Origin of the sequence: Hoylesella timonensis S9-PR14, from assembly GCF_000762405.1 — a bacterium.
In the GTDB taxonomy this organism is placed as follows: domain Bacteria; phylum Bacteroidota; class Bacteroidia; order Bacteroidales; family Bacteroidaceae; genus Prevotella; species Prevotella timonensis_A.
Map to the genome: position 1 here is coordinate 1 of NZ_JRPQ01000122.1, position 26,940 is coordinate 26,940.

Sequence of the window (26,940 nt, forward strand, 5' to 3'; positions counted from 1 at the left end):
CAAACAAATTGACCTCAAAAATAGTCTCACAACCTGTCAAAGCTAATTTATAGAATCGCCCTTAAATGATATTGTTGCTTTACCAAGTGATAACCTTGTCAACAATTTCTTGTTGTTCCAAACTACTTCTTCGCAAATAAATGCGTGTCGTCTCAATGCTTTCGTGTCCCATGAGGTCGGCAAGTAAGGCAATATCATTGAATTTCTCCAAGAAATTCTTGGCATAGCGATGGCGGAACGAGTGGGGGTAAACCACTTTCTCGTTCAAACCATACTTCACGGCATGATTTTTCAACTGTTGCGATATACCTCTGGTGGTGATACGTTCACCAAAGCGATTGAGAAAGAGATAGCCGCTTGTGCGATTGACAGTTTGCAACCACTGTTCTGTTTCCATGCGCAGTGTCTTGGGTATGTAGATACGGCGTATCTTGCCACCCTTAGTGTAGATGTCGTAGTAGCCCGCCTGAACATGCTCTATTTTGATTTGCACAAGTTCGCTCACTCTGGCACCAGTGGCAGCCAAGAAGCGCACCACGAAGTACCACTCCAAATTGTCTTCCCCCTTCAATTTGTTCTTCAAAAAGATGTAGTCGGCGTTGCTGATCACATTCTCCAAATAAGAACGCTGCTGCACCTTGACCGACTTCAAGCGTAGCTTCGCCTTGCCCACAAACACAAGATACTTGTTCATCGCCTGAATACGCAGGTTCACCGTCTTTGGCTTGTAGGTCTCAATCAAGTAAGTCTTGTAAACCAACAAGTTTCTCTTGTTCAACTCTTTGTGTCGAGAACCAAATTCCTTCACGGCATACAGATAGGCCGAAATCGTGTTCTTTGCCATATTGCCTTGGCTTAGGAACTCTTCAAACTTTTCTAATTCCATCTCTATTTGTTTATTTATTAGTGAAACATAAGTTGTCCTAATAAATAAGCATATTTTGTGTTCTGTGAGTTCCTATTATGAGAAGATACTCGCCACGGGCGAGGTGAAGTGCATTGACGACGAAGTGACGTTTGAGATACCAAAGGGGTGGGAATGGGTACGTTTGGAAGCAATCCTTAATATAGGTTCTGCACGTAGAGTTCATGCAAAGGACTGGAGACAAGCGGGAATACCATTCTATCGAGCGAGAGAAATTGGCAAATTAGCTGATTATGGCTTTGTGGATAATGAACTATACATAGACCACTCTTTGTATGAAGACTTTTCCTCTAGTGGAGTTCCTTTGCCAAATGACCTTATGATTACAGCTGTGGGGACTTTAGGTAAAGTGTATATCGTCAAAGAAAGCGATAGGTTTTATTATAAAGATGGAAGTGTACTTTGCATGGCTAACAAGTATGGACTTTACGCAGAGTATCTAAAAATGGTGATAGAATCACCTTTCTTTAAGGGACAATACAGACAAGAATCGCAAGGAACAACAGTTGCAGCATTAACAATGGTCCGCTTACAGAAGTATTTTATTCCATTACCACCATTGCAAGAGCAAAAGAGAATTGTTGAAAAAATAGCAGAGCTATTACCTCAAATCGAGAGATATAATAAAGCACAAGAGAAATTAGATAATATGAATATTATTTTAAAAGATGTTCTCCAAAAGAGTATTCTTCAGGAAGCTATCCAAGGAAAGCTCGTTCCGCAGATTGCAGGCGAAGGTACAGCCCAACAATTGCTTGAACAGATAAAAACTGAGAAACAAAAACTCGTAAAGGAGGGCAAGCTAAAGAAGTTCGATCTCAACGATTCCGTTATCTTCCGTGGTGACGATAACAAGTATTATGAGCAGGTAGGAAAAAAGAGCGTGGATATAACAGAAAAAATTCCATTTGATATACCTGAAAACTGGCAATGGATTAGGTTAGATCAAGGTGTTTCTTTGTTGTCTGGCAGGGATTTAGAACCTTCACAATACAATGAATTACATCATGGGATACCTTATATTACAGGAGCAAGTAATTTTGTTAATTCAAATTTAATTATTAATAGATGGACAGAATCACCTATAACAATTTCAAATAAAGGTGATTTACTTCTTACTTGTAAAGGAACAATTGGCTCTATGGCATTTAATGATATTGGACAAATTCATATTGCGAGACAGGTTATGGCAATTACATCTTTTGGTATAGATTTGAAATATATCAAGTACTTTTTGCAGGGTAATCTTAGTGTTCTTGAAAAAAATGCAAATAGTATGATTCCTGGAATATCACGAAGTACTTTGCTTTGTATGCAGTTTCCTTTACCCCCATTAAAAGAGCAGCAACGCATAGTTGCTCAAATAGAAAAACTATTTGAGCAACTGCGTTAATTTTTTAATTTTTACAACAATACGCTTTTGTTCCTCCTTAGGAGGTAGCGGAACAAGGTAGCTTTTGACGGTTTTCGTTGAAAGCTCCTTTTGTTTTGTACTGCCATCAGATTTATCTTCAATAACAGATTGAACAGTGTTGCTTGCAAAATAATAATACAGGAACTTAGAAACGACATATTGTTTGTAAGGACGAATAACTGTAACGTGACTGTCAGCCACAGCTAACTCATAAGGGTTCAGCTTTTTGTAATATATAGCCATTCTTCCTAATGTTCCTAATCCAGTAGAATTCCACATCAAATCTTCATCTTGCAAAATATATTCTTCTTTATAAGAAGAAATACTCTGTGGCTCAATGAATTTTGCCTTTTCTATTGAAAATCCTGACCATTGATTACACTTTTGGGCAACCACTGGATATTTCTTTATTAGACTATATTTTGGCGATTTGCCTCTATGTATAAAAGAGCAAATATCATCAAGTCGTACCCATGTCCAATTTGGTGGTATCTCAAACGATATTTCCTCATCAATACATTCAGTCTCATCATCCAATTTCTCCCAATACTTGTTATCGTCACCACGGAAGATGACGGAATCGTTAAGGGCGGACTTCTTTAGCTTGCCCTCTTTTACAAGTTTTTGTTTCTCCAGTTTTATCTGTTCAAGCAATTCTTTGGCTGTACCTTCGCTATCAACCTGTGGAACGAGTTTTCCCTGTATAGCCTCTTGAAGAATAGATTTTTTCAAATACTCTTTAAGTTCTGCATTTATTTTGTCTAAATGCTCTTGAGATTTTGAGTATTTATCAATGATAGGCATTAATAACCTTATCTTACTTACTATACGCTCTTGCTCCGCTAATGGTGGAATGGGAAATAATTTGTTTTCCAAATATCCAACAATTATACGTTGTTGGTTTGCTGTGCCCTTGAATGTCGCTTCATCAATAAAATATGGAGACTCCAGAAAATACAAAACAAACCAGCGGTTTATGGTATCGCCATATGTTCGCAGAACTTTCAACTCTGTTGTTCCTGCTCCTATACCATTGGGCAACCCCTCAAAGATTGCAGATTTTCTGTTTTGAAAACATGGTGTGATTTTTGCAAATGCAATGTCGTTGTCTGCAAAAGCAGTGTAGCCAGACTTGATTTCACCCCATTTCTTTTCGTAATATCTAAATTCGGAACCATATCCTGCAGAAATAGCCTCCATAGGAATAAAAGCAGCAGAAGTATTATCGTCAGCCACAACCTTTGGATTTATTTGAAAAAGAGATGAGACTCTGCACCATTCCCACCCCTGTGGAATTTCAAATGGCACTTCCTCGTCAATGCACTTCACCTCGCCCGTGGCGAGTATCTTCTCATAATAGGAATTGTCGTCACCACGGTAGATAATGGATGCGTTTTTGTCACGCTTGATTTTCTTCTCCTTGATTAAGCGTTCTTTCTCTTGGCGAATCTTTTCAAGCAATACGCTTGCTGGCTCAAAATTTTCAGGTTTATCAACAACCTCCTTTTTGAACCATTCTCTGCCAGCACCAGACTTTAAGTATTTTTCTCTTTGCAATGCGGCTTCTTTAGAATAATGCATTTCCCAATAATATAATTGTTTGGGCTTATGCGTTTTTGTGTAATCTGCACCAGTTCCATTGCAATGTTGTTGGTAGCGTCTCAAAAGATTATCCGTAAATCCTTTATAAAAACTGCCATCTTCACACTCAATTACATATGTAAACCAACACTCCTTACCTTTATCTCTTGGTTCAGGGTTCGTCATTAGAGTCTTGCCTGCCTGTCGGCAGACAGGCGGTACAAGTTTTCCCTGTATTGCCCATTGTAATATGCTGTTCTTTAATTGTTTTCCGTTCATTGTTCTTTTTCTTCTTTCCTTTGATAGCTGCTAATCAGGCGGTTAGCAAATTCACAAATTATTCAAACTCTTTGTGTTTATCATAGTCTTCACCGCTGATACCTAACTTTCCTTTGCTCATCGCATTGGCAATGTCTATCTTCAATTCCTCATCGTAATCCTCACCATTCATGAAACAAGTCATTATGCGGAGAAGCAAGTTTTGGTCGATGTTGGATGCAGCAACATGATAAACGATTGACTCCATCTGACGCATAAACGTTGTCGCTTGCCAAAAGTAGGAGTTTTTGTATAGAAAATATGCTCCAAGTGTCAAGGCAATACGTTTGTTACCATCATTAAAATAATGACCAGAACAGAACTTGAACACCAAATAACAGAGTTTATCGGCAAAGTCGGGATAATACATATCATTCTGCACGAAATCGAGAGAAGCAAGAATGCCGCCCTCGTCTCTCACCCCAACTAAGCCACCATCACTGGCATCTATCATCTTCGCATAGATACTTAATGACTCTTCGTAACTTATATATTTCACTTCCTTATTCATTGTCTGCTTGTTTCAATCGTTTCAATACATCCTTGTTCTCTGCAAGGATATTGTCAAAATCAATTGATTTTTCACCGATAAAACGCTCATACTCCTCTGGCGTTACTGCTTTCAAGTATTCTGCAATATTTCCATGAAAGGCGTCACGGAAACTATAGTCACGAGAAGCCATTTTGGTGCGAGCATCATTAAGATATGGTTTCTGAATAGGATTCTCTGAAAGTTCGTTTACAATGCGCTCCACTTCAGCCATAGATAGCCTCATGCCTCCATTCTCTTTGAATCTTTGTTGAATTGCTGCACCTACACCATTTTCAAATGATGAGATAACAAGCAACACCTCTGCATAAAGTGTGTGTCGAACATTGTCTTTGGAGTCAAGGCTAAGAACCCTACGATACTCTTTCGCATTTTCTTTAAACACAGCTTTGTAGATATAATCTGTCACCAGAGAATACTTGTATGTCTTATGACCTTCAACACATTTGCCAATAGCTGAGGTAAGTATTTTCCTGTAATTTTCTTCAGTTATGGCTGCTGGAAGATAATTAACATCACGACGATTGATGAATTTCGTTCCTCCACCAGTTTTCTCATTAATTGTTGCTATAACGAAATCAAGAATAAGACTACGCAACTGCTTCGCTTTTTCGCTTTCTGTAAGTAGCATCCCAATGTTAAGGAAAGCGCGAAAATTAAACAATCCGAGCTGGGTTGTTTTGCTCCCGACATTTATGACGGGAGCAAACTGTAACTTTAAGTCTTTCAGCCGTTTCCCCTTACATAAAAAGTATCCATTGGCAGATAATTCTGAACCAAAATTTTCGATATATCGTTCTATTGTTCGTTCTTCAACTTCGTAGAAATCTGCTACCATTTTCTTTGTGAAACGATATTCGCCATCGAACATCATTCCTGTAATGTCCAATGTATTTTGTATGTGTTCAATCGCAAAACGATTGTTCAATACATTTTGGCGTTCTATATTTGATATTGTCAAATCTTTCATCTTAATAATTTATTTTGAATTTGTGAAACGTGTCTCACCTTTTATAATTCCTCTACATTCACATCAATCCCCAAGATACGTTGTATCTCTGCCAAGGTCTTGTCTATCTCATGGTCGAGAGCCTTGCGCTTCTTGAAATAATTGGCAAGCAATTCGGCTGGAGGTAGGATTTCTTCATCCTCTTTCGGGAACTTACATAAGTCGAAGTTACAATCAGAATCTATCAGCTCCTGCACAGGATAGCGGCGTGCCTTCTCGTCACCATCGGCAATAATCATCTCCTTGCGGTCGTTCCACCATTCACGAATAGGATCGCAATGCTCCGACTTCATAGATTTTGTCTTGGAGAAATGCTTGTAACCTTCTGGCATGTCGAGGCGATAGAACCAAGTGTTCTTTGTGGAGAAACCTTCGGGCGCACCGTCTGCACAAGTGTTGTCGAAGAACAGTATGTTTGTGGCAATAGAAGTATAAGGAGCGAAGATGCTGCTTGGCAAACGGATGATGGTGTGCAGATTGAAATCTCGAAGCAATTTCGTCTTAATGGCAATCTTTGTGTTGTCAGCGCCAAAGAGGAAACCGTCTGGCACAATGACCGCTGCACGCCCATTCTTTTTCAGTCGGTACATGATGAGTACCATAAACAAGTCGGCAGTCTCGCTACTGCGCATGTCGGAAGGGAAATGTGACTTGACATCAGATTTCTCGTTGCCACCGTATGGAGGGTTCATCAACACCACATCAAACTTGTCTTCGTCTGTGTAGTTGAGAACATCTTTTGTAAGCGAGTTGTCGTGAAACACCAATGGTGTGTCGATGCCATGCAGCAACAGGTTTGTCACGCACAGCATATATGGGAATTGTTTTTTCTCGATACCAAACACGGATTGATTGTACTCCTTACGGTCTTCTGCTGTCTTTACCTTTTTATCCAGTTCGCCCAGCCAACTCGTAATAAATCCCCCTGTACCACAAGCGAAGTCAGCCATTTTCTCGCCAATCTGTGGATTGACAATTTCTGCCATAAACTCGGTTAAGGCTCTGGGAGTGTAGAACTCACCAGACGAACCAGCCGACTGCATTTCTTTCAAGATGGTTTCGTATATCTCACCGAAGGCATGGCTTTCTTCATAGTCGCCAAGGTTTAATCCGTCAATTACATTGAGCACTTGGCGGAGCTGAACACCATCCTTCATATACTGGTTGGCATCCTCAAAAGTTGTCTTAACAATCGCTTGACGAATTGGGGTGTCTGGCGTTATCTCTAATCTTTTTAGTTCGACAAACAAGGTATTGTTGACAAACGATAGTAAATCATCACCCGTCAAGGCATTGCCGCTGCCATCATCATGTGCCCAGTTGCGCCAACGGCATTCCTCGGGAATGATAGACTTGTAATCGTCATCGTCCAATTCCCAGTCGTTCTCTTTCTCGTCATAGACTTTCAAAAACAGCATCCATGCCATTTGCTCTATACGCTGCGCATCACCGTTGATACCAGCGTCATTGCGCATAATATTGCGTACTCGTTTTACGAAATTTGATAAACTCATCTGTTGTTTCTCTTTGTGTGTCTTTTCTCGCCACGACATCGCTCAAGCAAGTTGGCTCTGTTCGTTTGACTTATCGAAAAGGTTCTATTTATGCTATATTATATATGTGTTGCTCCAATTCCTTCACGGCATCAAGATAGCCTTGCTTGCCACCGAAGAACTTAACGATGTTTGCCTTTGAACCCAATTTGCGGAAAGGATCATTCTCAAGCACGGTAAGACTTTCCAATTCCGAAATACCCTCTTTGATATACTTATCCAATAAGGCTTCAAGCACGCCTCGTGCCTGTTCGCCATACTTACTGAAGATGTCTCGCTTCTTTACCTGCTCGGCGCGCTCATGCCGTGTAAGTGTTTTCTTGCCATAGGCTATATGGCAGATGAAATCGAAATCATCCACATCATCCATATTTTCTGTATGCTTCAACGCCGCAAGGTCAATATCACTTTCTTTGAGCATTTCAGCAATGTCGGACTTTTTCTTGGTTTCTTGCCACTTCGATGTGAACGTGTCAATTGTTGCGTATGTGTCAATGATACTTTTCTTGGTATAGTCTGTAATGCTCTCCGTACGAAGCAACTTGCCATCTGTATCATAGACAGAAACAACCTTGTTGATAATCATCACTTGGCAACCGTCCTTGGCAACTATCGGCTTCGGTTGTGGTGCTGGGTCTGGTTCTTGCACGCCTGTAGGCTCATCCTCCTTTGGAGGTGGATACGGCGTAGGTCCTTTTTCTTTGGGCGGATAGTTGGGGTCTATCTCTATCGGTCCGTCCCACTCGGGGTCCGCGAACAATCGTGTCACATTGCGGAAATCCATAACTGTGAAATATGTCTTTCCCTCCTTTTCACGAAGACGGGTACCACGGCCTATTATCTGTTTGAATTCTGTCATGGAGCCTATTTGTTGGTCAAGGACTATCAGTTTTGTCATTTTGCAATCAACGCCAGTCGAAAGCAATTTACTTGTTGTCGCTATGACAGGATATTTCTCCGCAACGGAGATAAAGTAATCCAACTTGCTTTTTCCGTATTCGTCACTACCAGTTATACGAACCACATAATCGGGATTTTTCTTGCACATGTCAGCGTTGGCATTCGTCAAAGCCATGCGCATGCGTTCCGCATGAGTCTCATCCGCACAGAACACGATGGCCTTTGCCATACGGTCTGTACTTTTCAAATAGTTGGTTATTTCTTGCGCCACTTCCCTAATGCGGTCTTCTATTACTATATTATAGTCGTAGTCGCTATTGTTATAAATACGGTCTTCTATCTCGTTGCCGTGTATGTCCTTTTGTCCTTTTGTTGGTCTCCACTCATCACCGATGTTCGTCGTGATGTTGATTACCTTAAATGGAGCGAGGAAGCCATCTTCTATGCCTTCTTTGAGACTGTAAGTATAGACAGGCTCACCAAAATAGCCAATGCTCGATTGATACTTCGTTTCTTTCGGGGTGGCAGTCATGCCAATATGAGTAGCCGAAGAGAAGTAATCCAAGATGTTTCGCCAGTTACTGTCGTCTTTTGCACTGCCTCTATGACACTCGTCAACGATAACGAGGTCAAAGTAATCGGGGTTTGGAAACAACTCTTGGTAATTCTTGGCATCGTTCTGCCCAATCAACTGTTGGTAGAGTGCAAAAAACACTTTATACGAACTCAATTCCTCCAAGTGGTTCTTGTCTTTTGAGTAATCTATCTTATGTGTTACCTTTTCCAGTGGTTTAAAGTCCTGTTGTATGGATTGGTCAACCAAAATGTTGCGGTCGGCAAGGTATAACACTTTCTTCTTCAATTTGCTATGTAGCAAACGCCATACTATCTGAAAGGCAGTATACGTCTTGCCCGTTCCAGTTGCCATAACGAGGAGCACCCGACGCTGTCCTTTTGCGATGGCGTTGACAGTGCGGTTGATGGCATTGCGCTGATAATATCGTGGAGGAAAAATATTTTGACCAGTGCAGTAAGGTTGTGCAATGACAGCCAACTCTTGTTCATTAAGTCCATTACCACCGTTAGACTCGTTTTTGTATCTTTCGATAAGTTCTTCTTTCGTAGGAAACTCTTCCATGGAAAAAATGCGTTCCTTGCCTGTCAAATAATCATGTTCCGCAAAACCTTCGCCATTTGAGCTGTAGGCAAACTTCACATCAAGCATTTGGGCATAGATCTTGGCTTGTTGCAATCCATGCGAAACAGAGTGGTTGGCGTCCTTCGCTTCTACAATGGCAATGGGCGTTGCCTTGTTCGCATAAAGCACATAGTCGGCAAACTTCGGTCTTTCTCGATGCACAAGATTGCCATGAAGGCTGATTTTTCCGTCAGTAAACCTAACCTTCTGTTCCATAAATATGCTATCCTTTGGCCACCCCTTGCTTGTGATAGCTTCACTGATGTAACGGTACTTGACATCCTCTTCTGTTAATTCTTTGCTTATGCCCATATTCAAATAATATTTTATTATCAGAAGTTATACTACATAATTTATATAGATTGGGAATTATGTGTTCATTTCATTCTCTTGTTCTCTTCGGAAATTAAATCCTTGAGGTCAACTTCAAAATCGTTAAGATTTTCAAGATGTTTCTCTAACTCGGGTTAATTTTTATTTCGAGCAGAGCAATTGACAGTGCTAATACTCTTACCTAATTGTTTTGTCAGCTAATTTTGTGAGATACCCTTGCTATCCAAGATTTCTTTCATCTTGTTTAGTTTCATTATTCACCAAATTTACAGCAAATATACATTAAATTTTGCGATAATCTATTTAAATTGTAGCATTTTATGAAATCCTCTATTAAAATTCTTGTGGTATCGTATAATCATGGCTCTTTCATTTAAGAAAAGGTTGTTCATTGTGCAAAACAATCTTTGTTCTTTTGTTGTAGTATTTTTTTTAATAAAAAACTTCTTGTAATAAGAGGTTATTGACTTTTTTTTATTAACTTTGTATAATCGAGGTTTTTAGAAGTGTCGATAACCTCTTTTATATTATAATAAAAATAAGGTAAAAATAAAATGAACGATTTTAGAAAATACGCCACCCAACACTTGGGAATGAATGGCATGACTCTCGATGATGTCATCAAGAGTCAGGCAAGATACCTCAATCCATATATCTTGGAAGAGCGCCAATTGAATGTGACACAGATGGATGTGTTCTCTCGTCTGATGATGGATCGCATTATCTTCTTGGGTACAGAGATTGACGACTATACTGCCAATACCTTGCAGGCACAGTTGCTCTATTTGGATAGCGTAGACGGAGGCAAGGATATTTCGATTTATATCAACAGTCCTGGTGGCAGTGTCACAGCGGGGTTGGGCATTTATGATACGATGCAATTTATTACCTCGGATGTAGCCACCATCTGTACGGGTATGGCAGCATCTATGGCGGCTGTGTTGCTGGTAGCAGGACAAGAAGGCAAGCGCAGTGCATTGACACATAGTAGGGTGATGATACACCAACCTTTAGGTGGCGTGCAAGGTCAAGCTTCGGATATTGAAATTGAGGCGAAGGAAATCATTAAGTTCAAGAAGGAACTTTTTACCATCATTGCTAACCATTCGCATACGCCTTATGAAAAGGTGTATCGTGACTCCGACCGTAATTATTGGATGGATGCTGAGCAAGCAAAAGAATATGGTATGATTGACACGGTGTTGGTAAGGAAGAAGTAAAAAGAGACAGATGGCAACGACCAAAAAGAAATGTAGCTTCTGTGGAAGAAGTGAAGACCAAGTAGATTTATTGATTACAGGACAGAGTGGATTTATCTGTGACGCTTGTGTCCAAGCGGCTTATTCTATCGTAGAGTCGGCTGGACTTTCGGGCGAGGCAAAAGAAAAGCATGCTGCAGACGAACCTTTTCAGCTGAAAAAAGTTCCTAAGCCTAAAGAGATAAAGAAATATCTGGATGACTATATCATAGGGCAGGATGACGCCAAACGCTATCTCTCGGTGTCGGTGTACAACCATTACAAACGGTTGCAACAACCAAAAAATGAAGATGGCGTTGAGATAGAAAAGAGTAATATCATCATGGTAGGTTCTACGGGTACGGGTAAGACGCTGCTTGCCAAAACGATAGCACACCTACTCGATGTGCCTTTCACCATTGTAGATGCCACCGTGTTTACAGAAGCTGGCTATGTTGGAGAGGATGTGGAAAGCATCTTGTCGCGCCTGTTGCAGGTAGCCAACTATGATGTGGCTGCTGCGGAGCGCGGAATAGTGTTCATTGACGAAATTGACAAGATTGCACGCAAAAGCGATAATCCCTCTATCACACGTGATGTCAGTGGTGAAGGTGTGCAGCAAGGACTTCTAAAGCTGCTCGAAGGCACCATGGTGAATGTGCCGCCAAAGGGAGGACGCAAGCATCCTGACCAGGACTATATTCATGTAGACACCAAGAATATACTGTTTATCTGCGGTGGTGCTTTCGATGGCATTGAGCGAAAAATAGCACAACGACTGAATACGCATGTCGTGGGATATAATTCGGTACAACATGTTCGCAATATTGATAAGGGAGATTTGATGAAGTACATCTTGCCACAAGATTTGAAATCTTTTGGACTGATTCCTGAGATTATTGGTCGCTTACCCGTGCTGACCTATCTGAATCCATTGGATAAAGAAGCCTTGCGGAAGATTTTAGTGGAACCCAAGAACTCAATCGTAAAGCAGTATATCAAGCTCTTTGAGATGGATGGAATCCAACTTACTTTTGCAAACGAAGCACTCGATTTTATTGTCGATAAGGCGGTAGAATATAAGTTAGGTGCGCGTGGTCTCCGCTCTATTGTGGAATCGATGATGATGGATGCCATGTTTGAAATACCATCAAAGCGCACTAAGTCTTTTGAGGTAACACTCGACTATGCGCAAAAACAATTGAATAAAGCCAACTTGAATAAGTTGGGTGAATAACCTCGTTGAACTCGGGGAAAGGGACTCTTTGTCCGAGTTACAATAGGGATGACCGATGAAGTAAGAGCTGTACGAAAAATCCTACCTCTTGACGTTATAATAACTATCATGAATCTAATGAGACACTATGGCGAAAAAAGTTAATCTTACAGAAAAGTTAAAACTCTACTTTGGCTTTGATTCTTTCAAAGGCGAACAGGAGGCTATCATCAATCACCTTTTAGCAGGTAATAGTGCGTTTGTATTGATGCCCACAGGTGGAGGAAAGAGCCTATGCTATCAATTGCCATCCTTGCTCATGGAGGGTACAGCCATTGTTGTGTCTCCACTGATTGCCTTGATGAAAAATCAAGTGGATGTCATCAATGGAATTAGTGAAGAGGAGGGAGTAGCACATTTCTTAAACTCGTCTTTGAACAAAGCTGCCATACAGCAAGTTATGGATGACGTTCGTGCAGGGCGAACCAAGTTGTTATACGTAGCTCCAGAGTCCTTAAATAAGGAAGAAAACATCGAGTTCTTCAAGACGGTTAAAATATCTTTTTATGCCATTGATGAGGCGCATTGCATTTCTGAATGGGGGCATGACTTTAGGCCAGAGTATCGAAATATCCGTCCCACTATCAACAAGATAGGCGATGCACCTGTGATTGCTTTGACGGCTACGGCTACGGATAAAGTTCGTACAGATATCAAGCGCAGCTTGGGAATTGCGGATGCACGAGAGTTTAAGAGCTCTTTTAATCGTCCCAATCTTTATTATGAGATACGGCAAAAATCATCGGATATTGATAAACAGATTATCATGTTTATCCGTCAGCATGAGGGAAAGAGTGGTATCATCTACTGCTTGTCTCGTAAGAAAGTAGAAGAATTGTCCGAAGTCTTGAAAGCGAATAATATCAAGGCGGCTCCTTATCATGCTGGTTTGGATAGTGCCACACGCTCACAGACGCAAGATGATTTCTTGATGGAGCGAATTGATGTGATTGTGGCAACCATTGCTTTTGGAATGGGGATTGACAAACCAGATGTGCGTTTCGTGATACATTATGACATTCCGAAAAGTTTGGAAGGCTACTACCAAGAAACGGGTCGTGCAGGACGTGATGGCGGCGAGGGAATTTGCATTGCCTTCTATGCGCAAAAAGACCTGAAGAAACTGGAGAAGTTTATGGAGGGAAAACCTGTAGCCGAGCAGGATATAGGTAGACAGTTGCTGCAAGAAACAGCAGCTTATGCAGAGTCTTCGGTTTGTCGCCGCAAGATGTTGCTGCACTATTTTGGGGAGGAATATTTGCAAGAGAATTGTCATAGTTGTGATAATTGCTTGCATCCCAAAGAGCGTCGAGAGGCGAAACAAGCTTTACTGATTGCATTGAAAGCCATTTTGGTGCTCAAAGAAAACTTCAGACAAGATTATCTCGTCGATTTTATTACAGGAAATCCCACAGAAGATATTGTTTCGCACAAACATGATGAACTGGAAGAATTTGGTGCGGGTGAGGATGAAGATTCTAAAGTGTGGAATCCGGTAATTCGGCAAGGTATCATTGCAGGGTATATAGAAAAAGAAGTAGAAAATTACGGTGTATTGAAAGTGACGGCTGCGGGTAAGAAATTCATGAAGAAGCCCGTGTCGTTTATGATAGCCTTGGACAATGAATTTAGTGCGTACGATGAGGACGAGCTTCAAGAAGGAGGGAGTGGCGTGTTGGACCCACGACTCTTTAAGATGCTAAAGAGTCTGCGGAAAGAAATGTCCAAGAAAATGAACATTCCGCAATATGTCATTTTCCAAGATGTGTCATTGGAGCAGATGGCGACTGTATATCCAGTGACGTTGGAGGAGCTACAGCAAATTCAAGGTGTAGGAGCAGGTAAAGCAAAACGCTATGGTAAAAAATTCGTAGAATTGATAAAATCCCATTGCGATGAAAATGAGATTGAACGCCCCGAAGAGATGCGTGTCCGCACCGTAGCAAAGAAGAGTATGCTCAAGGTGAAAATCATTCAGAGTATTGATCGTCAGGTGGCGTTAGATGATATTGCGAATGCTTTGGGCTTAGACTTTGATGAATTGTTAGACGAATTGGAAGCAATTGTCTACAGCGGTACAAAGCTCAACATCGACTATTTCTTGAAAGATGTCATGGACGAAGACCATGTGGACGATCTCTACGATTACTTTATGGAGAGCGAAACAGATGGTTTGAAAGTTGCGATGGAAGAGCTGGGCGACCAGTACAGTGAGGACGAGTTGCGACTTGTACGTATTAAATTTATTTCGGAGTTAGCCAATTAGAGTGCTTGTGCACCAGCTGTGACTTTTCTATTTATCTCTCCGACGAATCACAGGGTTCGTTGGGCAAACGAGTTAAATACAATTAAATGCTTGAGAAAAACGGAAAAATGACGACTGATGTGATTTTTTATTGTTAAATTTGCACGCAATAAATTTTATAAAAGGTACCCAATATGTCATTATTTGTTGCAGATAAAATTGTGATGGACGGTCTTACTTTCGATGACGTCCTGTTAATCCCTGCTTATTCTGAAGTTTTACCCAAAGAGGTTGAGTTGAAAACCAAGTTCTCACGTCACATCGATTTGAATGTACCTTACGTAACAGCTGCTATGGACACCGTTACCGAATCGGCGATGGCGATTGCAATTGCACGTGAAGGTGGTATTGGTGTGATTCATAAGAATATGTCTATTGATGAACAAGCTCACCAAGTGGCAATTGTGAAGCGTGCAGAGAACGGAATGATTTATGACCCTGTAACGATTCGACGCGGCAGTACGGTGCAAGACGCACTGAACATGATGCGTGATTACCATATTGGAGGTATCCCTGTTGTAGACGACGAAAATCATTTGGTAGGAATTGTTACCAATCGCGATTTGCGTTTTGAGCGTCGTTTGGATAAAACGATTGATGAAGTGATGACCAGCGAGAATTTGGTAACCACGCACGTGAAGACTAATCTAAGTGATGCTGCACAAATATTGCAAGAGCATAAAATAGAGAAGCTCCCTGTGGTAGACAATCAAAATAAGTTAGTGGGACTGATTACTTATAAGGATATCACGAAAGCGAAAGACAAACCGATGGCTTGTAAAGATGAAAAGGGTCGTCTTCGAGTTGCAGCAGGTGTTGGCGTTACAATTGATACCATGGAGCGCTTAAATGCTTTGGTTCAAGCAGGAGCAGATGCTGTGGTGATTGACACGGCTCATGGTCATTCCAAGGGAGTTGTTGAAAAATTGCGAGAAGCAAAGGCTTCTTTCCCTCATGTTGATATCGTTGTAGGAAATGTTGCCACTGGCGAGGCTGCAAAAATGTTGGTGGATAATGGCGCTGATGCCGTGAAGGTTGGTATCGGTCCCGGTTCTATCTGTACGACACGTGTCGTAGCGGGAGTAGGTGTACCACAACTGTCCGCCGTTTACGACGTCTATGCCGCCTTAAAAGACACAGGGGTGCCATTGATTGCTGACGGAGGCTTGCGCTATTCTGGCGATATTGTCAAAGCATTGGCAGCAGGAGGTAGCTCTGTCATGGTTGGTTCATTGGTTGCAGGAACAGAAGAGAGTCCTGGTGAAACCATTATTTTTAATGGACGTAAGTTCAAGAGCTATCGAGGAATGGGTAGCTTAGAGGCAATGGAACAAAAGAATGGTTCAAGAGACCGTTATTTCCAGAGCGATACGACTGATGCCAAGAAGTTGGTACCAGAAGGCATTGCAGGCCGTGTTCCATATAAAGGAACGGTACAAGAGATTGTGTATCAACTGATGGGAGGTCTTCGGTCAGGGATGGGATACTGCGGCGCTAAAACAATCCAAGACCTTCATGATGCCAAGTTTGTCCGCATTACGAATGCTGGTGTGTTAGAAAGTCATCCGCATGATATTACGATTACCAGTGAAGCTCCTAACTATAGTCCTCACGAATTATAAGAAAGGTAACTCCCGTGTGAGTCGGCTTTTCCTTATTTAACTCGAACGAATGATGAAAATGAAAAATATCCTTTTAGCGGTGATGCTTGCTTGCTGTAGCCTTGTGTTGGCTCAGCAAGATGACCCCATATTGATGACTATCAATGGAAAGAATATTCATCGCTCTGAGTTCGAGTACTCGTATAACAAGAACAATGCAGAAGGAGTTATTGATAAAAAAAGTGTGGACGAATATGTCGACTTATTTATCAATTATCAACTAAAGGTTATTGCAGCCGAAGAAGCGAGATTAGATACGCTTAGCAGCTTCAAGAAGGAGTTTGCGATGTACCGTGACGCACAAATCAAACCGACAATGATTACGGATGCTGATGTGGAGCAGAAAGCGCACGAGATTTATCAACAAACAGCCAATCGTGTCAATGCTTCAGGGGGATTGGTGAAGGTCTCACATATCCTTATTGCTCTTAAGCAAACGGCAGGAGAAGCAGATAGGCGTATTGCTGAACAACGTGCCGATTCGGTATATCGTGCCTTATGTAAAGGGGCAAACTTCGGGGAGTTAGCTAAACGAGTATCTGATGACCGTGCTTCTGCTTCTCGCGGTGGAGAATTACCTTGGTTAGAGCGAGGACAAACTTTGGAAGAGTTTGATAAAGCCATCTTTTCAATGAAAAAAGGGGAGTTAAGTAAGCCCGTACAAACGCCAGCAGGTTACCATATTATCTTATTGAAAGACAAACGTTCGTTTTTCCCTTACGATTCTCTGAAGACAGAGATACTTCAGTTTATTGAACAACGTGGCATCCGTGACCAACTCATTTCAAAGAAGATACAGACAGCGATTGAGCATGCTGGCTCTGGTGTGACAGAGGATGATATTCTTGCTCAAAAGCGTAAAGAGCTGGTAGCTAAGAATCCACAACTCAAGTATCTCATAAAAGAATATCATGATGGTTTGTTGCTGTTTGAAGTAATGACACGCGAAATTTTTTCAAAAGCACAAAACAATGAACAGGCATTGAATGAGTACTTTCGTCAAAATAGAAAGAAATACAAGTGGGAACAACCGAGATTCAAAGGCATTGCTTATTATACAAAAAATAAGAAAGATATAAAAGCGGTGAGGAAAGCCGTAAGACGTGTTCCATTTGAGGAGTGGACGAAGGTGATACAGCAAACTTTCAACCAAGACAGTACTATTCGCGTCTCAGTAGATAAAAATATCTTTAAGAGCGGAGATCATCCATTGGTGGATTGTCATGTGTTTAAGACGAAAGGTCAGGTAAAGCCGCTTACAGACTTTCCCTATGCGGCAACATATGGCAAAAAGCTGAAAAAGCCCCAAAGCTATCAAGATGTGGAGGCGCAGGTTGTAGCAGATTACCAAGAAGAATTAGAGAAACAATGGGTTCAACGATTGCGTAGGAAATATCCTATATCGGTTCGTCGTGACATACTTGCAACGGTGAATCAGCACCCATAATATGGTTAATGGTTATTGATTATCTATACGTAAAGGAAGAATGAAGAAAGAGATTAAAATATTTTGTGGACTTATCGCACTGTTGATAGTTGTGAGTATGAGTGCTCGTCCTCGCAACCGCCAATTAGCGAAGCCCCAGACGGATTCTATAAAGGCGAATACTTCGCAAATGCCTGAAAACAGTGTGATTGATGAAGTGATATGGGTGGTCGGAGATGAACCGATCATGAAGTCAGATGTAGAGATGACACGCTTACAATCGGAGGCAGAGGGTATCAAGTTCAAAGGGAATCCAGATTACTCGATTCCTGAGCATATTGCTGTTCAAAAACTTTTCTTGCATCAAGCTGAACTCGATTCTGTGGAGATTCCTGAGGCGCAAGTAACTGCAAGCATAGAAAGACAGATTAATCGCTGGATAGAAATGGCTGGCGGTTCGGCAGAACGCTTGGAAGCTTATCGAGGACAAACTATTTCGCAAATGCGTTCACAATTACGTGATGATTTCCGAAATAACTTGTTGGTACAGAATATGCAGGAAAAACTGGTACAGGATGTAAAAGTAACCCCCTCAGATGTTCGTGCGTACTTTAAGGACCTGCCAGCTGACAGTATTCCATTTGTTCCAACTGAAGTAGAAGTAGAGATTATTACCAGAAAGCCAAAGATTCTGCCAGAGGAGATTAACCGTGTGAAAAATGAATTGCGTAATTTTACCAATCGTGTCACTTCGGGAGAAACCTCTTTTGCCACATTGGCTCGCTTATATTCAGAGGACCCAGGCTCTGCACGACAAGGTGGCGAGATGGATTATATGGGACGAGGAATGTTAGATCCTGACTTCGCAAATGTAGCTTTTAATTTGACGGATCCAAAGAAGATTTCTAAGATTGTGGAGACGGAATTTGGTTATCATATCATTCAGTTGATAGACAAGCGTGGCGATAAAATAAAGGTGCGCCATATCTTATTAAAGCCAAAGGTATCAGACGAGGAAGTCCATAAGGTTTTGGTACGTCTTGATTCTGTTGCTACGGAGCTGCGTGCCGACACGTTTAGACTGTCTTCTGACCAGCATGCTCCGTCTTTGTCCTTTGGTGAGGCTGCCACCTATATTTCCGATGATAAGGATACGCGTAACAATAAGGGGTTGATGTCCTTTGTAGATATGCAAACTGGGAATTTAAGTTCACGCTTTCAGATGAAGGATTTGCCAACAGAAGTGGCGAGACAAATCGAGGGAATGAAAGTAGGGGATGTTTCACCAGCTTTCAGGATGATTGATAAACGAGGTAAAACGGTTTGTGCCATTGTAAGGTTGCGCAATCGCGTTGAAGGTCACCGAGCAACGATAACAGAAGATTATCAGGTGATGAAGAATATTGTACTCGCTAAGGAGAGACAGAAGTTCATACACAACTGGGTGGTCAATAAAATCAAGCAAACCTATGTTCGTATGAAAGACCGCTATAAAAAAGGTGAGTATGAATATGAGGGTTGGGTAAAATGACACATCAAATGATTATATCATTTTTGAAAAGCGGGCATAGATTCACGTTCATCATGACTCTATGCCTGTTTGGACTTTGTATGGTACAATCGCTACCAGCACAGCGTCATCAAAAAAAGAAAGCGAAGAAATCCAATCGCGTCGAACTCTTGCATGCGGACGAATTGAGCTATGATATGTATGGACCAAATCCAGAAGCGCAGATATTAAAAGGCAAAGTTTCCTTTCGCCATCAGGGAGCGCGATTAACTTGTGACAGTGCTTACTTTTATGAGGCTGACAATTCAATGAAAGCTTTTGGTCATGTTCGATTTGTTCAAGGCGATACTTTGTCGTTAACAGCAGAACGAGCCGATTACGATGGACAAGAACAGATGATGCGTGCCAGGAAAAACGTAGTGTTAAAGCATCGGCGGCAGACTTTGCTGACAGACAGTTTGGATTACGACCGACTTTATCAGACTGCCTATTTCTATGAAGGTGGAACCTTGATAGATGGGAAAGACCGCTTGGTCGCCGATTGGGGTGAGTATAATACTGATACTCGTCAGGCAGTATTCTACTATCACGTAAAATTGAGAAGTAAGAGTCGGTTGATTACCACAGATACGCTTCACTATGACACGCAAAAATCGATAGCCCATGTGTTGGGACCCTCGAAGATAACCACGAAGTCGAGTGTCACTGAGACGAAAGATGCAATCTTTCATACCAAAACAGATAAGGCGCAACTGTTCGGGCGTTCAACGATTGTTGATGGAGACAAAACCATTACGGGCGACACCTTATATTATGATAGTAAGTCTGGACAGAGTAATGGATATGGTGATGTCATTTTTGTCGACCGCAAAAATAAAAACTCTTTGCGTGGTAATTATCTTCAATACAACGAAAAGACAGGCTATGGATATGCGACGAATAAAGCATTAGTTACAGATTTTTCGCGGAAAGACACTTTATATCTTCATGGAGATACGCTCAAGTTGTTTAGCTTTCATCTTGATACGGACTCCATGTATCGCCAAGTGCATGCTTATCACAAAGTCAGCGTCTATCGGAATGATTTGCAAGCCGTGTGCGACTCGTTGGTCTTTAGTACAAGGGATTCGTGCTTAAATATGTATCAAGACCCCATTGTGTGGAACAATAATAGACAGTTGCTGGGAGAGTACATTCAGTTATTTATGAATGACAGCACCGTCAGGGAGGCGCATGTGTATGGTCAGGCTTTATCAGTAGAGAAAGCAGATGCGGAGGAACATTATAATCAGCTATCTGCTAAGGAGATGCACGCATATTTTACAGACGGTCAGATTAGGCGCGCATTGGCAATTAGTAATGTGATGTCTATTTTCTATCCCATGGACGACAAAGATAGTTCTTTGGTGATGATGAATTATTTGGAGACAGATACCATGAAAATGTATTTTGCTGGTCAACGACAATTAGAAAGGATATGGACACCCAAAGCGGTTGGTACCACGTATCCGATGTCGCAGATTCCACCAGCAAAACTCAAGTTGCCTGTTTTTGCATGGCACGATGACATCCGTCCGAAGAGCAAAGACGATGTCTTCGTTTGGAAGGGAAAGAGCCAAGGAACAGCACTCAAATATAGACCAAGAGTGGAAGCTCCTTTGCAGAAGTTACGTCAAGTGAAGGAGGAAAAGCCATGAGTATGTTTCAATCGCCAAAGCCTCGAGGCTTTCAGCATCACTACCTGTATGTGGATGAAAGAAAAGAACGGCTAAAAGAAATCCACCAGCGTGCCATGACGGCAGATAAGAAGAGTGAGCTTAACTCATCGTATAGTTCTTCTTCAATACAAGGCTTGTTTCGGAAGTCATCGAGACAGAAACAATCCTCTCATTTCACATTCCTCTTGGTGGGGCTGTTCTGTTTGGTGATACTCATAGCCTTGCTGTTGTTCGTGACAACAGTTTCGGTAACACCTGCTAACTTCTAATTTCAATTACACGAATGAAAGATATCATACAACTTTTACCCGATGTCGTTGCTAATCAAATAGCAGCAGGGGAAGTGATACAACGTCCCGCAAGTGTCATCAAGGAACTCGTAGAAAATGCGGTGGATGCTGGCGCTTCAGCTATTGATGTACTGGTCGTTGAAGCTGGTCGCACCTCTATTCAAGTAATTGATAATGGAAAAGGGATGTCTGGCACAGATGCACGTTTGGCTTTTGAACGTCATGCTACTTCTAAAATTCGTCAAGCCGAGGATTTATTTGCTCTCCAGACGATGGGATTTCGTGGTGAAGCCTTAGCCTCTATCGCTGCTGTTGCTCAAATTGAGTTAAAGACACGTCGCGAAGATGACGACTTGGGAACTTCTTTGACGATTGCTGGGTCTAAAGTCAAAGGACAGGAACCGTGTGCCTGTCCCACGGGTAGCAACTTCTTAGTTCAGAATTTATTTTATAATGTTCCAGCACGTCGTCGCTTTCTAAAATCAAATACGACAGAACTCAAGCACATCGTGACTGCTTTCCAGCGTATCGCTTTAGTGTATCCGCAGATAGCGTTCACCTTACACAGTAATGGTACTGAACTGCTGAATTTACGTCCCTGCGTTTTAAGACAACGAATTGTTGATATTTTTGGTAAGCGTATCAACCAAGATTTGCTACCTGTCTCTGTTGACACTACCATGTGTAAAATTTCTGGTTTTGTAGGGAAACCAGAATCTGCCAAAAAGAAAGGAGTACAGCAGTATTTCTTTGTGAATGGGCGGTATATGCGACACCCATATTTTCATAAAGCGGTTCTCAATGCCTTTGAGCGTTTGATACCTCAAGGCGATCAAGTTCCTTATTTTATCTATTTTGATCTCAATCCTCAAGAGATAGATGTCAACATTCATCCTACCAAAACAGAAATTAAATTTGAGAATGAACAAGCTATTTTTCAAATTGTTTTTGCTGCAGTAAGAGAGGCTGTCGGCTTATTCAAAGAGGTGCCTTCGATCGAATTTAATAATGAGGGACAGCCCGACATACCTGTATATAGTGGTCAACGTGATGCTACTGCTGCACCTCACGTTCAGACAAATCCAAATTACAACCCTTTCCAACAGACTCCGATGCCATCTTCACATGCGTCGTCTGATTGGAAGAAATTGTATGAAGATATTGAACAAACACCCGAAAATGTTGCTTTGTTCAATTCAGATGGGTTACAGCAAAACGTTCAAAATTCTTTGATAGAAGATAAATCTCCCGTGCATTATCAGTATAAAGGGCAATATTTAATGACTGCTGTCAAATCTGGCTTAATGATTATTGACCAGCATCGAGCGCATGTCAGAATTTTATACGAACGCTACTTGCAACAGATGAAAGAGGGTAAAGAGTATGCCCAGAAAGTACTGTTCCCAGAGTTAATCCAGCTAAGCCCAGCAGAGCAAATCATCTTCCCAAAGATGATGCCTGATTTAGCCGCCATGGGTTTTGAGTTCACCTCAATGGGGAAAAGTGATTATGCCATTCAGTCTGTTCCTGCAGGAATTGAAGGATTGAACATGGTGCAACTCGTTCACGACATGCTTTCCTCTGCGTTAGAAAAAGATTCCAATGCTGTCCATGAAATTCATCAAGCATTGGCGTTGAGTTTAGCTAAACACGCAGCCATTCCGACGGGACAAGTGTTGAACAATGAGGAAATGGAAAATCTCATCAATAGCTTGTTTGGTTGTCAAAATGTAAATTATACGCCAGATGGAAAATCTATTTTGCACATCCTTAAACAGGAAAAAATAGAACAACTATTAAACTCGTAGCGTTAAAAATGGGTGGAAAACGCTTAAATCGTTGATTTTTTACGTTAAATTTAGGGATTTATTGGGAAAAAGTGATAATATTTAATTTTTATTACTATCTTTGTTCCCGTAAAGGCACTTTGTGCAAAAAGAAAAGTCAAATTTTGATTGTTTAATAAATAAAGATTATGAGAAAATTATTAATTGTATTGGCATTTGCTGGCGTTTCAATGTGTTCAATGGCACAAGACGCAGATCCAGTACAGAAGTACAGTGTATCTACCAATTCATTCTGGAGCAATTGGTTCATTCAGGTTGGTGGAAATTGGAATGCTTGGTATTCAAGTGAAGAGCATGGACATGGTTTGGATAGAAGTCCATTAAAAGACTTCCGTGCAAAACCAGGTGTTGCTCTTGCAGTAGGTAAATGGTTTACACCAGGACTTGGTCTTCGTACAAAGATTCAAGGTGTATGGGGTAAGACCGTGTATGCTGACAAGGCAGGTAAGCCTGTTGGAGATGACAACAAATATTGGGTTTTGAACGAGCATGCATTGTTCAACTTGAGCAATATGCTTTGTGGTTATAATCCAAATCGTGTTTGGAACTTCATCCCATTTGCAGGTGCAGGCTTTGGTCGCACAATGACACACAACTTGTATGCAATGGACTTAAGCGCAGGTATCTTGAATACATTCCGCTTGGGTCAGCATGTTTCTCTTCATTTAGAGGCTGGTTGGAATCGTTTGGAAACTGATATCGATGGTGGTAATGAAACTACTATTGCTACACGTGGTTGGGATTCACACGACAACAATCTTTATGCAGAAGTTGGCTTGACATTCAACTTGGGTAAGGCATCTTGGGATAAGACTCCTGATGTCGACGCAATCAAGGCTTTGTCTCAGTCACAAATTGATGCTTTGAATGCACAGCTCAATGACGCTAATGCTGAAAATGCTCGTTTGAAGGAAATGTTGGCTAACCAAAAGCCAGTAGAAACTCCTGCTGTGAAAGAATTTGTTACTACTCCAGTATCTGTATTCTTCAACATCAACAAGACAAACATCGCTTCTCAGAAGGATCTCGTAAACGTACAGGCTGTTGCTAAGTACGCTAAGGAGAACAACTGCAAGTTGGAAGTTAATGGTTATGCTGACAGCGCAACAGGTAAGCCTGCACACAACCAGTGGTTGTCTGAAGAGCGTGCTAAGACCGTTGCTAACGAACTCGTTAAGATGGGTGTAAGCCGTGACAACATCTCTACCAAGGGTAATGGTGGTGTTGATGAGCTTTCTCCAATCTCGTTCAACCGTCGTGCTACTGTTAAGGTTGCTGAGTAAGAGAAATAAGCAAAGATTTTTTTAATCAAACAATAAATAAGGGTGTGCTGTAATGGCTCACCCTTATTTTGTGTAGAGACTATTCGTAAGCTGGTAGCGTGACCTTTGTATAAGAATGTTCTTTACGAATCAATTTTTACAAACAGGATACTTTCTTACTTCTATCTTCCGAGTCGGCAATCATTTTAAAGCCTACGCATGCGTTGTGTTTCGCAGGCATTGAGAAAACCTTCGAGTCATCCAATGTTGATGCTGTTTGGGCATCCAGTGTTTGTAGTATTTGCTGTTGATTATTTTGGCAGTTCACAGATACTGTTAAACAAAAATAGGGACTCATGTCAACCATGAATCCCACTCTCGCATTATAGGTTTATTGTTGCAGCGAAGCTGTTGCTAACGCTTGTATGCTATTTCTTATTTTCTGAAACCGATAATACTTCTCACCTCTTGTAAAGTTGCACTTGCACTCTCTCTGGCTCTATCAGCTCCTTCTCTTGCAATCTTATCGAGCAGTTCTGCATTCCCCATATATTCCTGAATTTTCTCACGGATAGGCGATATCACAGCACAGAGGTCTGTTGCAATTTGCTTTTTCAAGTCGCCATAACGAATGGAACAGTCGTTCCACTTCTCATTAAAATAATCATAGGTATCTTGTGTGGAAGCAATTTTCAAGAATGTAAACAAATTCTCTATCACTTCTGGCTTTTCACTGTTGACAGCCTGTGGTCCATTGTCGGTAACGGCTTTCATCACCTTCTTGGTTATCGTCTTGTCATCATCATGTAGGTAGATACAATTGCCCTCGCTTTTTCCCATTTTTCCACTTCCGTCCAGTCCTGGTACTTTTAGCGCCTGTGCGTTAAAATAGAAATTCTCTGGCTCAGGGAAAAATTCGACGCCATAAATACGGTTGAAGCGTGCAGCACATTTTCGAGCCATTTCCATGTTTTGTTCTTGATCTTTACCAACGGGCACTTTTTTTGCGCGATGCTGTAGAATGTCTGCTGCCATCAGAGTGGGGTAAGTAAACAAACCAGCATTCACGTTGTCGGGTTGCTTTCTGGCTTTCTCCTTAAAAGTTGTCACACGACCCAGCTCGCCAATATAGGTGTTCATATTGAGGTATAGGTACAACTCCAAAGTTTCCTTTACGTCGCTCTGTATATAGATAGGTGCTTTGGCAGGGTCGATGCCACAAGCTAAGTATTCAGCAAGAATTACGCGTGCACTTTTCTGTATATCCTCAGGCTTTGGGCGAGTGGTTAATGAGTGCCAGTCTGCAATAAAGAACATACAGTCATAACTGTTTTGCATCTCTATGAAACTTTTTACTGCGCCGAAATAATTACCTAAGTGCAAAAATCCTGTAGGACGTATTCCGCTAACTACTTTTTCTTTCATTCTCTTTTATATTTTATGTTATTGTGCTACAAAGGTACAGAAAAATAGGGTGTACAACAAAAAATATCTTCAAAAGTTTGGTAGTTATCTAAAAATGGCATACCTTTGCATCCGCTTACAAATAGTAAGGGCGTTTAGCTCAGCTGGTTTAGAGCATCTGCCTTACAAGCAGAGGGTCGGCGGTTCGAATCCGTCAACGCCCACAAGGGGTGTTTCCTTGTAATCTTTCGAGATTGCAGGGAATTTTTTTATCTTGATCTCTCGAAAGTTGTGTTATTTTTCATAACGGCATTTCTTGTGTTTGTCTTGTAATTTTACCAAAAAACGACCATCCAAAATCTTCAAAATAGAAAAATTTAATAGGCAAACGTTAGACAAAAATGGGCTGATTTTAACAAATAAATCGTCTCTTAAAGTTAGAACACTGATTTAACGGTCTTGGAAGCACTCATTAGAGGTGTTATTCACATACTATAAGAGCATTAAAGCATGCAAATTCTAAGCTTAGAGTAATGCTTTAGCTGCAAATAAATGGTAAAAACAGCAATAGAAAGAGGCGGATTTTGTATAACATCTTCAATAGCAACGTATTATGAACATCGCTCATTTCTCGCGTATTTGCGACCAATAGTGTCGTTGGTTGTTTACACGCGAGTTTTGAGAGATACTTTGTAAAGAAAATTCAGTATCAATTATCCTTCCATGTAGGGTAATATCAAATATGATATAGGTTGGTTTTTGGGGCGTTCTTTTCGTTGTAAAAATATTACTCTTCCATGAATGAGCTGAGGAAGTTCAAAAAAGTTTTGCAAAAACTTTGAAAAATATTTGTGAGTTTCACAAAAAGCATTTATCTTTGCACTCGCTTACTACAAAAAGTAAGGGCGTTTAGCTCAGCTGGTTTAGAGCATCTGCCTTACAAGCAGAGGGTCGGCGGTTCGAATCCGTCAACGCCCACTTCTTAGAGTTCTGTCGTTGGTGAAAGACAGGACTTTTTTTATTGGCGCTCATCTTCAACAAAACATTCTTATTTGAGCTTCTCGCAACAGACTTCCACGAAAATTATTGTTTGATAAACTTTCTATTAAAATATCAAAAAGTTGATGATGTTATCGATTAAAATGTGTAATTTTGCAGAAGATAGGATGCGCCTTAACAAAGAAAATAAATTTTCTCTGTATTCGGCTTGCGCTATCTTTGC

At 41.1% G+C, this 26,940-nt stretch carries 18 protein-coding genes and 2 tRNA genes; 13 read left to right on the plus strand and 7 right to left on the minus strand.

The window, feature by feature from the left end; genetic code table 11:
* Positions 1 to 79: 79 nt before the first annotated feature.
* Positions 80 to 886, minus strand: a complete 807-nt coding sequence (locus tag HMPREF9304_RS07585; RefSeq protein ID WP_036927969.1) for a tyrosine-type recombinase/integrase — start codon at positions 884 to 886, stop codon at positions 80 to 82.
* A 52-nt stretch (positions 887 to 938) separates the two neighbouring features.
* Between HMPREF9304_RS07585 and HMPREF9304_RS07590 the strand changes: the two genes are divergently transcribed.
* On the plus strand, positions 939 to 2,318 hold the full coding sequence (locus HMPREF9304_RS07590; protein ID WP_445236336.1) for a restriction endonuclease subunit S: 1,380 nt from the start codon (positions 939 to 941) through the stop codon (positions 2,316 to 2,318).
* On the opposite strand, the gene HMPREF9304_RS07595 is transcribed toward HMPREF9304_RS07590, so the two are convergent.
* The 5 genes from HMPREF9304_RS07595 to hsdR form a co-directional block, all read right to left on the minus strand.
* Positions 2,298 to 4,199, minus strand: coding sequence for a restriction endonuclease subunit S (locus HMPREF9304_RS07595; RefSeq protein ID WP_309597560.1), 1,902 nt, complete (start codon positions 4,197 to 4,199; stop codon positions 2,298 to 2,300). The genes HMPREF9304_RS07590 and HMPREF9304_RS07595 overlap by 21 nt on opposite strands.
* Positions 4,200 to 4,257: 58 nt before the next feature.
* Entirely contained in the window at positions 4,258 to 4,749 is a 492-nt protein-coding gene (locus HMPREF9304_RS07600) for a type II toxin-antitoxin system death-on-curing family toxin (protein WP_036927971.1), read from the minus strand.
* Entirely contained in the window at positions 4,742 to 5,758 is a 1,017-nt protein-coding gene (locus HMPREF9304_RS07605; RefSeq protein ID WP_036927974.1) for a hypothetical protein, read from the minus strand. The genes HMPREF9304_RS07600 and HMPREF9304_RS07605 overlap by 8 nt, the downstream gene beginning before the upstream one ends.
* Positions 5,759 to 5,799: 41 nt before the next feature.
* Positions 5,800 to 7,311 (minus strand): class I SAM-dependent DNA methyltransferase, encoded by a 1,512-nt coding sequence (locus HMPREF9304_RS07610; RefSeq protein WP_036927999.1) that lies wholly within the window; start codon positions 7,309 to 7,311, stop codon positions 5,800 to 5,802.
* Positions 7,312 to 7,399: 88 nt separating this feature from the next.
* Positions 7,400 to 9,760 (minus strand): EcoAI/FtnUII family type I restriction enzme subunit R, encoded by a 2,361-nt coding sequence (hsdR, locus tag HMPREF9304_RS07615; protein ID WP_036927976.1) that lies wholly within the window; start codon positions 9,758 to 9,760, stop codon positions 7,400 to 7,402.
* 575 nt (positions 9,761 to 10,335) lie between these two features.
* Here hsdR and clpP point away from each other — a divergent pair.
* From clpP to HMPREF9304_RS07665, 10 genes are all read left to right on the plus strand, one after another.
* Complete coding sequence (clpP, locus tag HMPREF9304_RS07620; protein WP_008124424.1) at positions 10,336 to 11,001, plus strand: ATP-dependent Clp endopeptidase proteolytic subunit ClpP; 666 nt, start codon at positions 10,336 to 10,338, stop codon at positions 10,999 to 11,001.
* Positions 11,002 to 11,011: 10 nt separating this feature from the next.
* Complete coding sequence (gene clpX / locus HMPREF9304_RS07625) at positions 11,012 to 12,256, plus strand: ATP-dependent Clp protease ATP-binding subunit ClpX (protein WP_036927978.1); 1,245 nt, start codon at positions 11,012 to 11,014, stop codon at positions 12,254 to 12,256.
* A gap of 127 nt (positions 12,257 to 12,383) precedes the next feature.
* The gene (gene recQ, locus HMPREF9304_RS07630; RefSeq protein WP_036927981.1) at positions 12,384 to 14,561 is read left to right on the plus strand and encodes a DNA helicase RecQ; all 2,178 of its coding nucleotides are present in this window, start codon (positions 12,384 to 12,386) and stop codon (positions 14,559 to 14,561) included.
* Between the two features lie 173 nt (positions 14,562 to 14,734).
* Positions 14,735 to 16,222, plus strand: coding sequence for an IMP dehydrogenase (gene guaB / locus HMPREF9304_RS07635; RefSeq protein ID WP_036927983.1), 1,488 nt, complete (start codon positions 14,735 to 14,737; stop codon positions 16,220 to 16,222).
* Positions 16,223 to 16,280: 58 nt separating this feature from the next.
* Positions 16,281 to 17,708 carry a peptidylprolyl isomerase gene (locus tag HMPREF9304_RS07640; protein ID WP_445236337.1) on the plus strand — a complete coding sequence of 476 codons (1,428 nt, stop codon included), beginning with the start codon at positions 16,281 to 16,283 and terminating at the stop codon, positions 17,706 to 17,708.
* 40 nt (positions 17,709 to 17,748) lie between these two features.
* Entirely contained in the window at positions 17,749 to 19,218 is a 1,470-nt protein-coding gene (locus HMPREF9304_RS07645) for a peptidylprolyl isomerase (protein ID WP_036927985.1), read from the plus strand.
* Positions 19,215 to 20,894 (plus strand): OstA-like protein, encoded by a 1,680-nt coding sequence (locus tag HMPREF9304_RS07650; RefSeq protein ID WP_036927988.1) that lies wholly within the window; start codon positions 19,215 to 19,217, stop codon positions 20,892 to 20,894. The genes HMPREF9304_RS07645 and HMPREF9304_RS07650 overlap by 4 nt, the downstream gene beginning before the upstream one ends.
* Positions 20,891 to 21,184, plus strand: a complete 294-nt coding sequence (locus tag HMPREF9304_RS07655; RefSeq protein ID WP_036927991.1) for a hypothetical protein — start codon at positions 20,891 to 20,893, stop codon at positions 21,182 to 21,184. The genes HMPREF9304_RS07650 and HMPREF9304_RS07655 overlap by 4 nt, the downstream gene beginning before the upstream one ends.
* A gap of 14 nt (positions 21,185 to 21,198) precedes the next feature.
* On the plus strand, positions 21,199 to 23,013 hold the full coding sequence (gene mutL / locus HMPREF9304_RS07660; protein ID WP_036927993.1) for a DNA mismatch repair endonuclease MutL: 1,815 nt from the start codon (positions 21,199 to 21,201) through the stop codon (positions 23,011 to 23,013).
* A gap of 167 nt (positions 23,014 to 23,180) precedes the next feature.
* Positions 23,181 to 24,335, plus strand: coding sequence for an OmpA family protein (locus tag HMPREF9304_RS07665; protein ID WP_036927994.1), 1,155 nt, complete (start codon positions 23,181 to 23,183; stop codon positions 24,333 to 24,335).
* 414 nt (positions 24,336 to 24,749) lie between these two features.
* Here HMPREF9304_RS07665 and trpS read toward each other — a convergent pair whose 3' ends face one another.
* On the minus strand, positions 24,750 to 25,739 hold the full coding sequence (trpS, locus tag HMPREF9304_RS07670) for a tryptophan--tRNA ligase (RefSeq protein WP_036927995.1): 990 nt from the start codon (positions 25,737 to 25,739) through the stop codon (positions 24,750 to 24,752).
* Positions 25,740 to 25,867: 128 nt separating this feature from the next.
* Between trpS and HMPREF9304_RS07675 the strand changes: the two genes are divergently transcribed.
* Both HMPREF9304_RS07675 and HMPREF9304_RS07680 read left to right on the plus strand, forming a co-directional pair.
* A tRNA-Val gene (locus HMPREF9304_RS07675) sits at positions 25,868 to 25,942 on the plus strand.
* Positions 25,943 to 26,621: 679 nt separating this feature from the next.
* A tRNA-Val gene (locus tag HMPREF9304_RS07680) sits at positions 26,622 to 26,696 on the plus strand.
* Positions 26,697 to 26,940 lie beyond the last annotated feature (244 nt).